At 59.3% G+C, this 558-nt stretch carries 1 protein-coding gene; it reads right to left on the minus strand.

Features of this window, described 5'->3' with window-relative positions:
* Positions 1–144 precede the first annotated feature (144 nt).
* Positions 145–558, minus strand: a 414-nt coding sequence (locus RTU96_RS06860; RefSeq protein WP_312635768.1) for an NFACT RNA binding domain-containing protein, incomplete at its 5' end; no start/stop codon positions are given.

Below are 558 nucleotides of genomic sequence, written 5' to 3' on the forward strand. Positions count from 1 at the left end.
CCTGCGGAGTACAGGGACATACTCTCCGCCGCATGAACAAAGACGGCAGCCTGAACCAGGCTGCCGTCCTTGAATACTTGTTTTTCTTTTTTTACCTCTCTACTTGACAGGGGGAGGTTCATGCGCGGAGGGTCCCTTTCCTTTTTATTTCACGCTCAGCCGCTTGACTGTTTCTTCTTCCGGCGTGACGTGCACCGTCTCGCAGGTGGTGTAAATCACCATGCCGGGCCTTGCCCCGGCGGGCTTCTTCACGTTTTTTACCTGCGTAAAATCCACCGGCACATTACCGCTTTCCCGCGCCTGAGAGTACCACGCGGCAAGCTTTGCCGCCTCCACGATGCTCTCCCGGTCCGGTTCCCCGCCGTCCGTGCGGAGAATAACGTGGGAGCCGTGGATTTTCTGGGTGTGAAGCCAAATATCCCGCCGGTCCGCGTCGTGGGTCAGTCTGTCATTCTGTCGGTTGTTCCGGCCCACCAGCACCCGCAGTCCCGCCGTGGTGCGGAACTCCCGGGGTTTTGCGGGACGCTGAAGGCCCCTCTTTTCCTTCCCCTTCTGGCG

The organism is Oscillibacter sp., assembly GCF_032018205.1.
In the GTDB taxonomy this organism is placed as follows: Bacteria; Bacillota; Clostridia; order Oscillospirales; family Oscillospiraceae; genus Oscillibacter.